Raw genomic sequence first — 13,314 nt, forward strand, 5'->3', positions numbered from 1 at the left:
CACGATCGCTCGAACATTAGTGACTCCGTGGGCTCTTGCTGACATAGCACGCGTAAGTTTGGTCCATGGTAATGAACACAGAGATTCTCCGGTAGGCGTGGCCGAACTGTTGAAGTGCGTCCAGTCATACAATGACTTGGAGGACCCTGATCTAGCAGAGCAGAAAGCCGGTGCTGCTGCTAACCTCTTTCTCAGGCTCGCAAGCGAGCAACTCGCATATAACTTACCTCCAATGGCGACAATCTCGCGTTCTGTGGGGATGCTTACTCAAACGGTGCCCGCAAAAAAACCAAGAATTATGGGCACGGGTTGGGCGGAGGAGCTGTTAGGCGGCTCGGTGGCCGAATATGTCGGCACAGGATTTTTGCTTCAGACGGCTTGTGGCCCCAATAGGGGGACATTCGACCTTTCATGGCTAGAGGAAAAAAATGCGCTGGGCCTAGACCAGTACATGCCGCTTAAAACAATCCGGGATATCTTACGAACCCAGTACACGACCAGCCGAGAAGACTTTAATAAGGCCAATGCTGTTCAATACCACGCCGGACCCTACCGCCGATTCTCCCATAACCCGCTTTTAAGCACTCCGGCAATCTCAGGGATTTCTGGCACCCTCCTTATCCCCGTTGCCCCGGCCATCATGAGGAAAGTTAGCCCACAGGGCATCTACTACGCCGGAGTGGACAAATGGGGCAGCGGCTTCGCCGAGGACATGGGCGACCTCTTTGAGCAGTACGTCGGGCGCCAGCTCAAACTGATACCCAACGCAGTAGTGCATCCAGAGATCAGCTATGGACCACAGCGTAAAAAGACTATCGACTGGTTCGTCGTCCTGGACACAGCGGTGCTTCTGGTCGAGGTTAAGTCCGTAAGGCCTACAGACCCAGTTCGAATGGCCAATGATCGGTCACACGAAGAAATGTCGCGGATGTTAGCGAAAGCTTTTGAGCAGCTCAACACGACAAGCCAATTGATGGACAGCCTTCAGCCTGAGCTTTCCATGATTCCTAGCTCACTGCCTCGCATCGGCTTAGTAGTAACCATGGAAGACTTTCATGTCGTAAATTCTCCTCTCATTCGGCCTTCCTACAGAACGGATGACGGAATCCCAGCGTTCGTTGTTAGCATCACTGAACTCGAATGGGCGGTCTGCTTGCGACGTCCATTGGGCTCGTTCTTGCTTGGCCTCTTAAACGATCCGGAATCCCGAGGGTGGTCTGTTCGCTCGAAGTTCGGATCCGAGGCAGTTGAGGAGAATCCTGTAATTGAACAAGCGTGGAACGCGCATCCCTTCACTAACATCCGACAGGCTGAGGTGGGAGAGACGGCGAAGGGAAACGAGGGTGAAGGACCAGCACTACCGTGACGATGGCATCCCTGACGTCAAGGTCTAACTTGTTGCGTAATTGCCCTCCGCGTGTTGTGCATGATGCGGGGTCCCTTACCGAGATACGCAGAGTACTACTTGTCATAAGGTCAATTATCGGCGTCTTAGCACCTGTGATTTGACGTGTGATTTAAGGGTTGAAACAAACTGTCATCGATGGCAGCATGGAAGCATGACAGCAGTTGCAGGCGCCCGCGGAGGGCTGAAGGCCCATCAAGACTCGATCAGGTTGCCCGAAGCCGAGCTGGTTCGTGACCTGCGGGACATCCTGGGTGCGAAGCTGGTCGCCTACATCGGTTCAGTCAAGGAAACCCGCGCCGTCCGGCAATGGGCCGACGGCGAACGGAAGCCATCGGCCGAGGTCATGACCCGGCTCCGGCACGCCTACCACGTGGCGGCACTGCTGGCTGAACGGGACTCCCGTGCGGTGGTCCAGGCGTGGTTCCAAGGCATGAACCCGCAGCTGGATGACGTCCCCCCTGCCCGGCTGCTGCGGGAAGGCCACGTGGACGAGGCCGCACAACAAGTCCTCGCCGCGGCCCGGGCTTTCGCGGCCGCCGGCTGAGGTATGGAACTGAATGAACTGACGATCGTCCCGGCCTCGGTCACCGTGTGGCGGATCGGTTTCCGCCCGGAACCGTGGGCGTGGAGCGGCTGGGAATGATCCACTAACGGGCGTTTTCCTGGGCGCTGGGACGACCTGCACGGTAACTTCCGCACCGTCTACGCCGGCTCATCGCTGAAAGCGTGCCTCTTGGAAGTCCTTGCTGGCTTCCGCCCCGATCCACGGCTCGCCGCGGAGCTGGACGAGGTCATCGAAGACGAGGAAGACGAGGTCCTGTACCCGAGCATTCGACCCGGAGAAGTACCCCGGGAATGGCTCGACGCCCGAGCCGCGGCCCGCGCCGAACTCAGTGGAAACTACTGTGCCGTCACCGCCTCTGCCACCGTGAGTGCACTGTATCCGCACTTCGTCGCCAAGGCATTGAGTCTCGGCCTGACGGATTTCGACGCTTCGGCACTCAAGGACGCCAGACCGAGACAACTGACTCAGGCCGTCGCCGCGTGGCTGTACGACACGACCACGGTCGACGGCGCGACCTTCCGCTCCCGCCACGGCGATGACCTTCCAACTGTGGGCCATTTTCGAACGTCCAGGTGACCCGCCTACCAGTCCGAAGCTGGGCCAACCACGACTCGTCGACCTGCACCACGTGGCCGCAGCCATCCAGGAAGCCTTCACTGCTCTGGGACTGAAATGGCGCCTCGACTAGCATTACCCCCCGGGTCATCATCGGAGGATCTGGCCGGCGTGAATGGCCAGCGGGCTTTCCTGAGGCGATCTACACCCCGCAGCCGCGACTGCGAAGTGAACCTTCCGTTGGCTTCTTCCGACGGCGCCGATGACATCCACGTTTACACCGTGGATGTCACTACAACTGGTCGTATCCCTCTTCGAGGTCGCCATGACTAAGAAGGCGCAAGGGGAATCGCTGGGTGGCGCCCAGAAGCGTGGATATCCGCTCCTGCCATCTGGTCCAGGGCCGTTCGCCCGGTGATGAAGGCTTTGAGGTTCTCAGCGGATCCAGTCCCGCCTCTGGCGAGGTATTCCACCCAAAGCTTCGAATGCCACCTACCGAACCGTGCGCCTGGTGTGGTTGTTCGCGGCGGTGATGTGATCAGGCGCCGCCGATGCGGGTGCGGACGGTGCGGTAGGCGAACTCGACGAGGTAGTCATTCAAGGCGTGGCTGGCTTTTTCTGCCTTCTCGGCGTCTCGCTCCAGCACGCTGCGGAGAATGCTGGCATGTAGAGCAGAGCCTTGGCTGATTTCTGCTTGCTCGTCCCTAACGTGAGTGATCCAGAACCGGCGCGAGAGCCCTTGGAGTGGCGCCATCGCATCGGCGAGATATTCGTTGTGGCTCGCAGTCACGATCATCATGTGGGTTTCTTTGACCGTCTCAAGGTATTGCCGGAGCGTGAACCGGTCTGCTTCCAGCAGTTCCACCATCTCCTGCATAGCCTTGCGATCAGTTGCCGATGCGGTCTGACAGGCCAAGCGGACGGCTAGGGCCTCCAGCACCCGGCGTAGTTCAAGCATGCGCAGCTGGGCCTCGACGGATGCAGGCGGAACGAGCACACCTTTGTTCGGGTGGATCTCCACCAGCCGGTTCCGGGCCAACTGCTGCAGCGCTTCCCGGACCGGAGTCCGCCCGAGACCGGTCCTCTCCATCAGGACGGCCTCCGAGACAAGTGAGCCCGGCGCCAGTTCTTGGAAGACGATGAGGCGTTCGATCTCGTCGTAGGCCTGGGCGGCCTTTCCCTGCTGCATCATGGCACCACTCTATCCGAACCCCTTGCACAACCGATATATTGGTCGCATACTGGTCAAGCGCGCACCGCAATTTTTCCAACTTTCTATAGATTCGAGGTCTGCAATGGCGAAGACCGTTACCGTTGAGCGGCGCTCCATTGACTTCATCCCACCCGAAGAACGGCATGGGAAACCGAGGAGCCTCCTGTTCGTGTGGTTCGCCGCGAACACTTCCATCACGGCGGTGGTGACCGGGGCGTTGTTCGTCATCCTCGGCAACAGCGTGCTGTGGTCCATTCCGGCGATCATCCTGGGCAACGCTGTTGGCGGGTTCTTCACCGCCCTCCACTCGGCGCAGGGCCCCAAACTCGGCGTCCCGCAAATGATCCAAAGCAGGGCCCAGTTCGGATACTTCGGGGCCATCCTGCCCCTCGTTCTGGCCCTCATGATCTACGTCGGTTTCTACGCCACCGGGCTGGTCCTTGGCGGTCAGGCGATCGGCACTCTACTCCATGTCCCCGCGGAGGTGGGCGCCATGGTCTTCGCGCTGATGTCCACGACCCTGGCGATCATCGGCTACCGCTACATCCATAAGTTCTCCCACATCGCCGCTGTCCTCAGCGCCGTGGTGTTCGTGATCCTTCTCATCCGCATCATGGCCGACGGAAACATCGGAACCATAACCGAAACGAACGCCTTCGATGGCGCGGCGTTTGTCCTGGGGGTCTCGCTGTCAGCATCCTGGCAGCTCACGTTTGGGCCATACATTGCCGACTACTCACGCTACCTCCCCGAGAACACACCCAAGCGTGCCACGATCGGCTGGACCTTCCTTGGCAGCGTCCTGGGCGGTTCACTCGCTATGATCCTCGGTGCCCTCGCCGCGGCCCTCGGCGGCAAGGCCTTCGGCCACGACCAGGTCGGTTACCTCGCCGGACTGGGCGGCGCGATCTGGCCGCTGGTCCTGCTCGCGGTCATCTGCGGCAAGCTCACCGGCAATACGCTCAGCTCCTACGGCGGCTATATGTCCCTGGCTACCATCATCACGAGCCTCACGCGACAAGACAGGGTCAGCCCACGCCAACGATCGCTCTACGTTGTGGCAATCTCGGCGGTCTCGTTGGCGATTGCGCTGGCCGCTACGGACAACTTCCTTTCCAACTTCACCAACTTCCTGCTGTTCCTGCTCTACTTCATGACCCCATGGTCGGCCATCAATCTCGTGGACTACTACTGGGTCAGAAAAGAGCGCTACAACATCGCCCAACTCTTCCTCCGCGACGGTGAATACGGCCGCTTCAACAAGGGAGCCTTCCTGGCCTACGCCATCGGCGTGCTGATCCAGATCCCCTTCATGAACAGCACCCTCTACGTCGGACCCGTAGCCAACTGGCTCGGCGGCGCCGAGATCGCCTGGCTCATCGGCCTCGTCGTTGCTGGCGGTCTTTACTACGCCACTTCACGTCGTTTCGCACTCCAAGTGTCCACCGCAGACCAGGGCCTGGGAACCACCGTCCCGGCAACAGCAAACACCAGCACCAAGGAAACCTCATGAAATACGATCCCTCGCAAGAGCGCAGCCCACTGCCCTACTCCCCCTTCAAGAGCTGCACCGTCCCACGCCCTATCGGCTGGCTCTCCAGCATCAGCCCAGATGGGGTGGAAAACCTCGCCCCCTACAGCCAATGGCAAAACCTCACCTTCGACCCGCCCATGGTGATGTTCTCCGCCAACCAATACCCGGACGGACGACGAAAAGATACAGTCCTCAACGCAGAGCAAACAGGATGGTTTGTCTGGAATATGGCCACCTACGACCTCCGTGAAGCCGTCAACATCAGCGCTATGGCCCTGCCCTTCGAGGAAAACGAATTCGACCGCGCCGGCATCACCAAGCGCTACGCGGAGCTCTCCCCCACGCCCATGGTGGCCGAAAGCCCAGTCCACTTCGAATGCCGCTACCTTTCGACCCACCGCATGACCGGGAACTCCAACGTCGGCACCATCGACATCGTCTTTGCACAGGTCGAACGCATCCACATCAACGATGAAGTCCTGACCCCCGACGGTCGACTCAACATACAAAAAATCAGGCCGCTCGCCCGAATGGGCTACCACGACTACACCTCCATCACCGAAACATTCGAGATGAAGATCCCCCACGCCTCCGAGGACGAAGCCTACGGCCTGGCCGGCCAACCCGCCTGAACAACCCCAGCACGCGGCCTCTGCTCAACCCCGGGCAGAGGCCGCAGCCACCAATAACGCAGAAAAGGTCACCTTAAAGACACGCTGCCCGCAACCCCTGAAAGCCTCCGACCGAGGCGGGGCACTGCCGTCCATGCCGTCTGCCACCACTAAAACCAAAACGGATGACGCCACGGTGCGTGCAAGATCCATGCCCTGTGACGCATTGCTAGCTTGACGGAATATCCGTTATCGGCATCCAAAGTACGGGAGTAGAAGTAGCTGCGGGAACTCCCGTCGTCTTCAACACCGAGCCCTGCCGGATCGACAAGTGTGAACGGCAACGTACGGTGAAAGGGTTCTGCAAAAGCCACTACAAGCGCTGGCTGGACCAAGGACGCCCCGAATTGGAGTCATTCCTCGCCAGCCCCGGCCCATTACCCGTAGGCGACGGCCCCTTGGCGGCATGCACCGTCACCTGGTGCCGCTTCGGTTCGGCCAGACGCGGCCTCTGCATCAGCCATCACGGGTTCTTCAGTCGTTCCAGCGAGACCGACGTGAATAAGTGGCTCGCTACCCTCTCCCCCGAGCCAGCCACCGAACGGCCCGAATGCAGGCTCGCGTTCTGCGACCTCTGGGCCCAAGGCAACTCGCCGTTGTGTCTGAACCACAAGTCCCGCTGGCACGCCATTGGCACACCGGATATCGACGAGTTCGTCGCCCGGTGCGAAAGCGTGGGCCTGGACCGGTTCGATTTCCGATGCCTGGCAGATCGTCCCCAGCTGCGGCTTGAGCTCCAGCACGCCCTGCAATGCCGCCACGATGAACGCCGGGCCAGTACCCGCTCCTCCGTTGTGACGCCCGTGATCCGGCTCCTCACCGACAGCGGCGTCACCTCGCTGCTGGAGTGGAATCTTGGCCAGTGGGCAGCGTTCTATAGCGCCGGCCGGGTGGGCCGCAGTCACCGCCACAACGGGCAACTCGCATTCCTGCGATTTGCCTACACCCGGCTCGAAGACCTCGCCGCCGGCACCGGCTGGGAGTCAGAGTATTCCCGCGACGTCTGGGCCCTGCACCGCCTCGGCTACACCGACACCCGCGGCACCCTCCGCTTCGACAAGATCCCGCAACCGTGGCTGCGCACCATGGCAAAACGCTTCATCCGATGGCGGCTGACCAGCGGCAGGGAAATCATCCAAGCCCGCATCGACCTCCTCGCCCTGAACCGATTCGCCGCGTTCCTCGCCCACACCATCCCCCACTCCGACGGCCCGGACTGCATCGACCGCGGCATCCTGGAACGCTTCCTCGCCGAACTCGCCCGGGATAAACGGGCCGTGACTTCCCGTGGCCGCGACATCAGCTCCCTGAACGCCTTCTTCGCCGCGATCCGCCGCCACGACCGGGCCAAGGACCTGCCGGCATCGGCGAACTTCTACCCCGAAGACTTCCCACGACCAGCCAAACGACTGCCCAGAGCCCTGGCCGATCACATCATGGCGCAACTCGACCAACCCGAAAACCTCGGCAAATGGACCAGCCCCGACAGTCGGCTACTCACACTGATACTGATGCGCTGCGGACTGCGCGTCGGGGACGCCTGCAACCTGGTATCAGACGGCGTGGTCCGTGACGGTGACGGCGCCCCATACCTTCGCTATATGAACCGGAAGATGAAACGCGAAGCCCTCGTACCCCTCGACGAGGAAGTCCATACCGCCATCCTCGATCAGCAACGACGCGTCCGCGAACGATTCCCCGAAGGCAGCAACTGGCTGTTCCCGGCCCCGAAGATGAACCCCGACGGAGCAAAACCGCTCACCACACACTCCTACCGCGGACAGCTTGAAGACTGGCTGGAACGCTGCGACATTCGCGACGAACACGGGCAAGAGGTGCGCTTGACTCCGCATCAGTGGCGCCACACCTTCGGGACAACACTGATCAACCGCGACGTTCCTCAGGAAGTTGTCCGGGTCCTCCTCGATCACACCTCGGCGGAGATGACCGCCCATTACGCCCGGCTGCATGACACGACCGTGCGTCGCCACTGGGAGAAAGCCCGCAAGGTCAACATCAACGGCGACACCATCACCATTGACCCGCAGGGACCACTCGCCGAAGCCAGCTGGGCCAAACAACGCCTCGGCCGCGCGACGCAGAGCTTGCCGAACGGATTCTGCGGGCTGCCGGTTCAGAAAACCTGCCCGCACGCCAACGCCTGCCTGACCTGTCCCATGTTTGTCACCACCGCCGAATTCCTCCCCCAGCACCAAGAGCAGCGCCGCCAGACCGTCCAGATCCTCTCCGCGGCCGAGGCCCGCGGACAGACCCGGCTCATCGAGATGAACCAGGCCGTGCTGCACAACCTGGACCGCATCATCGACTCCCTCGACGACACCGCACCAGCCGAGGCCGCCGGATGAACCGCCCCGACAACAGCCGGCACCTGATCAAAGCTGCACAGCAGCGCGCCGCTCTCACCCGGTCCAAAGCCGTCCAAGCGCTGCGCACGCTGCACGCGGAAGGCCGACCGGTCACCTTCGACGCCGTCGCCAAATACGCCCGAGTCTCCCGGTCCTGGCTCTACACCCAGCCCGACCTCCGCGCCGAAATCGAACGCCTCCGCCAAAACCACGCCTCAGCGGAGCCCACACCGGCATCACAGCCACAGCGGGCAAGCGAGGCCTCGCTACGGCAACGACTCGAAGCGGCCAACGACAGAATCCGACGACTCAACGACGAGAACCAACGACTGCGACAGCAACTCGCACACGCCCTCGGACAACGCCGCCAAAGTCCATCACCAGACCCCGCGACCATCCCGAATCCATAACAGATCCACGAGAATGAAAGGACACCCAATGCCACCGTCATGCACGTCCCGGACACACCCACCAACCCAAAACCGCAGGCCAGAGGCACAGGAGCCCGACGGGCTCAAGATAATGCAGACGCAGGTTGGCCACTCCTATGCGTCGACTACCGGCCTCTATACCTCGGTATCGTCGGACTTCAAGCAGAAAACCGTGCAGCAGATGATTGCACGCCGCATCGCGAACTTGGAGGACCCAGGTGCCTGAACAGCGCCGGATTGGCTACCGCTGGAAACCTGCGAGCCCTGATGACAAAGCAGAACCTCTGGAAGACCACCGAACTGATGCCGCTCCTGAAATCCCGTGGCATCAACCTCTCCGAAAGCCAGGTCTACAGGCTGGTCACCTCGACGCCGGAGCGCATTCCGGCAAAGACATTCGCGGTGCTCTGCGACGTCCTGGACTGCACCCCGAACGACCTTTTCGAACCTTTCGTGGAGATGCGCGCCGCGGCGACAGCGAAGACCTCGGCATCCAACCAGGAAACCCGATCGCACGACGTGTCCGACTCGTCGCTCCCGAAGACGGTGAGTAGGCCACGCAAAGAAGAGGACCCCGTTCGCTGGCCGGTCCCCTGCGTTCGCTGCGGCCAGCACCACCAAACGGTTGCGCGTTGGCCCGACGGCGGAGTCTGCGGCTACTGCTATCAGCAGGCAAAACGCACCTGCGGGGTCTGCGCCTGCGGCCATGACCGGGCCGCCGCCATCCTCATCCTCGTCTTCGGACAACAAGCTGAAAACATCGCACGTCTAACCTGGGACGACATCAGCGTCACCGGCGGCGTGGACCAACGGCCGACTAACGGTCGTGAGCAGTTTCCTTGCTCCGCAGCTTTTTGCCCTTGCCACGGTGTTTCGCTGAGTTGCTAGCCTTGCCGACATCTGCAGCCGTGAAGGTTAGGGCCATCGCTCGGTGGCAACCCTAGCTATGACTTTTCGCAAATTCTGCAGCCGCGGACCAGACAGACCCATCTACAACCGCAACATCACAGTTACGTCAGTGTGGTGTCCTCGACAGGGACAGTTTGCTGTCGTGGCGCGTTGTCCTTTTTAGCGGGATAGCTTCTCCCTGTCCGGCTCCATATCACCGATGTGTCCGGCGGTGTTGGCTGCTAGGACTCGGGCAACGAAGGCGCTGTACTCGTCCATGTAGTGGCGCAGGAATTTCGCGGTGCGTTCATCCTTGACTTCGCCCCCTTCCCCAAACACGTCCGCGTCGTAGTGAACGTATGCTTCAGGCGAATTCAGCTGGGGTGCGTCTAGGAAGCTAAGGATGCTGCGGAAGGATGACTGCATCACGGCGGTGCCGATACTACCCGGGGAGGTCCCGATGATGCCGGTGGGTTTACGGGCGAACGAATTCGATCCCCAAGGACGAGAGCCCCAGTCGATAGCGTTTTTAAGGGCACCCGGAATGGAACGGTTGTACTCGGGAGACACGAAGAGAATACCGTCCGACGCTTCAATGGCACGCTTGAGCGCCCGGCCTTCCGGCGGGAAATCCGCGTCGTAGTCATAGCTATAAAGCGGGAGATCCCTAATCGGAATTTCGCTGAACTCGAGGTCCTCTGGTGCAAGATTTATCAAAGCTTGCGAGAGAACTCGGTTGATAGAGCCGGTTGCCAAGCTCCCCACGAAATATCCGATCTTGTATTTTGCTGCCAAAGTTTCAATCCTTTCTTTTCCGATTTACGGCGGCCGCAGGCTAACTTGTGCGTTGCTGCCGGTTTATGTGGTCAGCCAGCCGAGCCAGGGAAGAAGATCCTGTACTTCGGGATTGCGATTTTCAACGGGAGTCCTCAATGCCTGAGAAGGAAGGGCAGCCTTGCTAAATTTTTCGACGAACGTGCAGTTACCGAGTGGTGTCCGATCTTGGAGGTGGCGCGCACCATGGTTAGTTGACCGCACATGGCAAAACCCGGGGCGGAACAGGTGGAACGAGTGCTTGTTCACGTCTAGACCTTTTGTAGAGCTATGGATACAGCGACTTTCGCTACGATGAAGGGTAGAAAACTTTTACGGCACAGGTGCTTGTCCCGTTTCAGTTCAAAGGCGAACTATTGCGTAGGACTTAACGAGGGTGCTTTTGATACTCCACCGACCGCTCCAGCCGTTCTCAAGGATTAGGACTGTTCCGGGCTTGAGGGTGATGCGTGAGCCGTCATCATGAATCAGTTCACCTTCTCCTTCTAACACGCTAATAAATTCCTCGTATCCCTGATGGACTGTACTAAATTCACCAGGACTCACCCGCCACAGACCAAGCTCCGTTTTGCCGTCCGTAAAAAGCACGTGGGTACTCGCGGCGGGTGTGCCCTGAATGACTCGTTCGGAAGTAATCGAAACCGGTTTTGGCCAGTGTATGGAAGATGCGTGAAGTACGGTGCTCATGCTTTGCTTCTTTCAGAGTCAGAGTTACCAGACTTAGTTTCAAGGCGCTGCATTACACGTCCGGCGGCTCGCTCGCCGCTGCGTATAGCTCCTTCCATTAGGCCTACAAATTCGGGTTCGCTGTATTCGCCGGCCCAGAAAACATCTCCTACCGGCTTTTCCAAAAGAGCTGTCCCCGCTGCCGTTACGCCTGGGGCATGGGCGGCGTAAGCGCCACCTGCCAGTTGGTCCTCGGACCATACAGTGGTCAGCGCGGCAGCGTCCTGTGGGATGGCGAGATCCGTGCGAAGTGCTCGTGCTTTGGCAACCCATTCCGCTGGGCGCTGTTTAAGGCTGGCACGGGTAATGGCTGATGGTGAGCCCATGAAGGCGTTCAGCACCGGGGCCACGGCCCCGGATTCGTCCGTGGCTGTCCAGGTCCAGTAGCGGCCTTCGACGGACATGACAGCACTTGTGGCGGGCTGGGTTTCCAATGGGAGGTGTAGTTTTGCCGCATGTCCTTGAAGAACGTGCTTTAGGGCTGCGTCACGTGCCTCGGTTGTCGGAAGGTTCAGTTGCGAGTCACGGATTACAGCCAACGGAAGAGCAACAACGACGGTGTCGAAAACGGACGTGTCGGTGTCGGTGGTAACAAGAACACCGCCGTCACTAATGTTTTCAACCGCCCTCACGGTTTCGCCGTAACGAACAGCAGAACCAAGTGCAGCTGCCATCGCGTCGGGCAGCCGCTGATTGCCGCCAGCCACCCGCCAGCTGGGTTTGGGTTCGAACGAGGCGATATGTTGTAAGGATCTCGCCGTGACCTCTGATGCGCTCACAGCCGTAGAGATTTCGATTCGGGCACGAAGGGCGTCGACCAGTTCCGGTTCGTCGGGCAACTTGGCAAGCAACTCTTCGGCGGTCCCCTGAAGGCCACTGCCACTGGCTAATTCCAGTGCTTCCCGTCCGGTACGGATAATGTCATCACAAGTGATTCCAGTCGTGTCGCCGGGTTCCCGAACGTAATAGCTCATGCCAGTGTCAACCAAGCTAAGCCCAAACTGGGAAAGCAGCCGCCGCATGGAGGTGTAGCCATCTAGAACGAATTCTGCACCTCGTTCTATCACATAGCTGCCTTTTGGTGTGTCAAGCGTTTCGGACCACACACGACCACCGGGGCGGTTGCGGGCTTCGAATACCGTGACGTTTTCACCGGCTTCGGCGAGTTTTGTAGCAGCTGCAAGGCCAGCCAAGCCGGCACCAAGAATTCCTATGCGGCCCACACAGCCACCTCCGTTTCGTTTTGTTCAGGGGCGAAGACAGTAGAAGACGCTGTTCCCACCCCAGATTAGGTCGCTAGGAGTGCTAACAAAATCATACGAGTATGATAAATCTCTCCTCGTTTTTGTACTTCTGAATAGTCGTTGCGGTGTCTGCCGGGTGGCGCGTGGCCGAGTGGATTGTTGCCCTAAAAGCCTCGGCGAGGGAAAGTTCCGGATGTGCTTACCCCCAAGCGACAGGCCGCTGGAGACGTCCAGCCTGACCTCGTGGAGGATTTTCCCGGTTTCATAGCCGGGTTCGTTTTCGGACTCAAGTACGGAATTAGTACAGAAATCATCCTCTAGAACTGTTTGGGACCACCGCGGGGCGCTTCATACTGACTGCTTAGACGTGAGACCGTAACCGCCTTTGCGTTCGCTTCGAAGCAACAGAGCACTTTTATGTCTGAAACATAGCGCGGTAGAGACTCGCGCACCGCCTCGGAAGGAGCCACCGGCATGCCACAGCACACGGGCATATTTAGCAAGGTCATCACAGTTGATCACCGCTGCGAGGTGGATGAACGACTCACCGCCGTGGTCACCGAGGCAATGGCGCATGCGTTACGGACGTCGACCCATGGAATTGTTGTCACGCGTCACGACCAAAGAACGTTCAGTGTCCGCCTTTCGCCGGACATATCCCCAGGGACGACAGTGGAGCGCGATCTCTGGAGAAGCAATGTTGGATGTCGACCGAATATCTAATGTTGGACTCCGTGCTCCTAACATAAGAGTCAATTTCGCCGGCACTCATGCGACGCCTACCGTCACAACTTTGTCTCACCATGGTCCGCGTCTTGCGCTTTCCTTAGCGGAAACTTACTCACCCCCAATGTGCCCACCCACCACAATCAGTCGCTT

At 59.7% G+C, this 13,314-nt stretch carries 12 protein-coding genes and 2 pseudogenes; 10 read left to right on the forward strand and 4 right to left on the reverse strand.

Annotated features, from left to right (window positions below):
• Positions 1–97 precede the first annotated feature (97 nt).
• The 3 genes from ACZ5J0_RS20435 (at position 98) to ACZ5J0_RS20445 (ending at position 2,549) form a co-directional block, all read left to right on the forward strand.
• Positions 98–1,366 (forward strand): hypothetical protein, encoded by a 1,269-nt coding sequence (locus tag ACZ5J0_RS20435; protein ID WP_464097224.1) that lies wholly within the window; start codon positions 98–100, stop codon positions 1,364–1,366.
• A 193-nt stretch (positions 1,367–1,559) separates the two neighbouring features.
• Positions 1,560–1,952, forward strand: coding sequence for a hypothetical protein (locus ACZ5J0_RS20440; protein WP_250820573.1), 393 nt, complete (start codon positions 1,560–1,562; stop codon positions 1,950–1,952).
• A 189-nt stretch (positions 1,953–2,141) separates the two neighbouring features.
• Positions 2,142–2,549 (forward strand): hypothetical protein, encoded by a 408-nt coding sequence (locus ACZ5J0_RS20445; protein WP_464094965.1) that lies wholly within the window; start codon positions 2,142–2,144, stop codon positions 2,547–2,549.
• Between the two features lie 517 nt (positions 2,550–3,066).
• Here ACZ5J0_RS20445 and ACZ5J0_RS20450 read toward each other — a convergent pair.
• A complete protein-coding gene (locus ACZ5J0_RS20450) occupies positions 3,067–3,720 on the reverse strand; it encodes a GntR family transcriptional regulator (protein ID WP_250820572.1) in 654 nt (217 codons plus the stop codon).
• 103 nt (positions 3,721–3,823) lie between these two features.
• On the opposite strand from ACZ5J0_RS20450, the gene ACZ5J0_RS20455 reads away from it, so the two are divergent.
• The 6 genes and pseudogenes from ACZ5J0_RS20455 (at position 3,824) to ACZ5J0_RS20480 (ending at position 9,297) form a co-directional block, all read left to right on the forward strand.
• Entirely contained in the window at positions 3,824–5,254 is a 1,431-nt protein-coding gene (locus ACZ5J0_RS20455; RefSeq protein WP_464094964.1) for a purine-cytosine permease family protein, read from the forward strand.
• Positions 5,251–5,907: a flavin reductase family protein gene (locus tag ACZ5J0_RS20460; RefSeq protein WP_250820570.1), complete on the forward strand. Its 657-nt coding sequence runs from the start codon at positions 5,251–5,253 to the stop codon at positions 5,905–5,907. Before ACZ5J0_RS20455 ends, ACZ5J0_RS20460 begins: the two co-directional genes overlap by 4 nt.
• A gap of 221 nt (positions 5,908–6,128) precedes the next feature.
• Complete coding sequence (locus ACZ5J0_RS20465) at positions 6,129–8,312, forward strand: tyrosine-type recombinase/integrase (protein ID WP_464097230.1); 2,184 nt, start codon at positions 6,129–6,131, stop codon at positions 8,310–8,312.
• Positions 8,309–8,722 (forward strand): DUF6262 family protein, encoded by a 414-nt coding sequence (locus ACZ5J0_RS20470; protein ID WP_021474754.1) that lies wholly within the window; start codon positions 8,309–8,311, stop codon positions 8,720–8,722. Before ACZ5J0_RS20465 ends, ACZ5J0_RS20470 begins: the two co-directional genes overlap by 4 nt.
• 112 nt (positions 8,723–8,834) lie before the next feature.
• Positions 8,835–8,969 (forward strand): annotated as a pseudogene (locus tag ACZ5J0_RS20475) (tyrosine-type recombinase/integrase); the annotation flags it as partial.
• Positions 8,962–9,297 (forward strand): annotated as a pseudogene (locus tag ACZ5J0_RS20480) (helix-turn-helix domain-containing protein). The pseudogenes ACZ5J0_RS20475 and ACZ5J0_RS20480, both read left to right, overlap by 8 nt.
• 514 nt (positions 9,298–9,811) lie before the next feature.
• On the opposite strand, the gene ACZ5J0_RS20485 reads toward ACZ5J0_RS20480, so the two are convergent.
• The 3 genes from ACZ5J0_RS20485 to ACZ5J0_RS20495 all read right to left on the reverse strand — a co-directional run bounded on the left by ACZ5J0_RS20485 (position 9,812) and on the right by ACZ5J0_RS20495 (position 12,414).
• Entirely contained in the window at positions 9,812–10,426 is a 615-nt protein-coding gene (locus tag ACZ5J0_RS20485; RefSeq protein ID WP_021474757.1) for an NADPH-dependent FMN reductase, read from the reverse strand.
• A 381-nt stretch (positions 10,427–10,807) separates the two neighbouring features.
• The gene (locus ACZ5J0_RS20490; protein ID WP_082038920.1) at positions 10,808–11,152 is read right to left on the reverse strand and encodes a cupin domain-containing protein; all 345 of its coding nucleotides are present in this window, start codon (positions 11,150–11,152) and stop codon (positions 10,808–10,810) included.
• Positions 11,149–12,414, reverse strand: a complete 1,266-nt coding sequence (locus ACZ5J0_RS20495; protein ID WP_071416795.1) for a flavin monoamine oxidase family protein — start codon at positions 12,412–12,414, stop codon at positions 11,149–11,151. Before ACZ5J0_RS20495 ends, ACZ5J0_RS20490 begins: the two co-directional genes overlap by 4 nt.
• Positions 12,415–12,630: 216 nt before the next feature.
• Between ACZ5J0_RS20495 and ACZ5J0_RS20500 the strand changes: the two genes are divergently transcribed.
• Positions 12,631–12,756 carry a hypothetical protein gene (locus ACZ5J0_RS20500; RefSeq protein WP_017200534.1) on the forward strand — a complete coding sequence of 42 codons (126 nt, stop codon included), beginning with the start codon at positions 12,631–12,633 and terminating at the stop codon, positions 12,754–12,756.
• The last annotated feature ends 558 nt before the right edge of the window (positions 12,757–13,314 follow it).

This window comes from Arthrobacter sp. DualSoilB13, from assembly GCF_055389195.1.

Coding starts and splice junctions, on each gene's coding strand:
- ACZ5J0_RS20440 (WP_250820573.1), top strand. CDS start 1,560: ATGACAGCAGTTGCAGGCGCCCGCGGAGGGCTGAAGGCCCATCAAGAC.
- ACZ5J0_RS20450 (WP_250820572.1), bottom strand. CDS start 3,720: ATGATGCAGCAGGGAAAGGCCGCCCAGGCCTACGACGAGATCGAACGC.
- ACZ5J0_RS20455 (WP_464094964.1), top strand. CDS start 3,824: ATGGCGAAGACCGTTACCGTTGAGCGGCGCTCCATTGACTTCATCCCA.
- ACZ5J0_RS20460 (WP_250820570.1), top strand. CDS start 5,251: ATGAAATACGATCCCTCGCAAGAGCGCAGCCCACTGCCCTACTCCCCC.
- ACZ5J0_RS20470 (WP_021474754.1), top strand. CDS start 8,309: ATGAACCGCCCCGACAACAGCCGGCACCTGATCAAAGCTGCACAGCAG.
- ACZ5J0_RS20490 (WP_082038920.1), bottom strand. CDS start 11,152: ATGAGCACCGTACTTCACGCATCTTCCATACACTGGCCAAAACCGGTT.